Source organism: Streptomyces bicolor, assembly GCF_000719285.1.
GTDB lineage: Bacteria > Actinomycetota > Actinomycetes > Streptomycetales > Streptomycetaceae > Streptomyces > Streptomyces bicolor.
Window position 1 is genome coordinate 1 of the sequence record NZ_JOFS01000129.1, and the last position, 348, is coordinate 348.

The 348-nt window shown below is 68.7% G+C and carries 1 protein-coding gene; it reads left to right on the forward strand.

Going from position 1 to position 348, the window contains the following annotated elements; all coding sequences use genetic code 11:
• A partial coding sequence (locus IF78_RS0142955) for a patatin-like phospholipase family protein (RefSeq protein WP_031488216.1) occupies positions 1-348 on the forward strand: 348 nt, incomplete at both ends.

Genomic DNA, 348 nt, shown 5'->3' on the forward strand with positions numbered 1-348 from the left:
CGGCACGAGCATCGGCGCACTCAACGGCGCTGTTCTTGCCAGCGAGGAGACGTTCTTCCACGGCGTCGAACAGCTGGCGCGATTCTGGGAACGCTTTTCCACTCGGATGGGAGTCGCGCCGTCCGAAGACTGGGGACTGCCGCTGGACGCTGCGGGCGTCGCCGTAGAGAGCACAGCGCACCAGCTGCGGCGCTTCGGACCGCGCATCGTGGCGCTCAAACGCCGGCTGGCCTTGCTCGAAGGGCTGGTCGACGAGGCGGTCGATGTCGAGCGTATCCGCACCGGCAGGCCGCTGTGGGTCACGGCCTACCCGCTGATGGACCGCCAAGCCGTTCCCGAGCGGCTGCG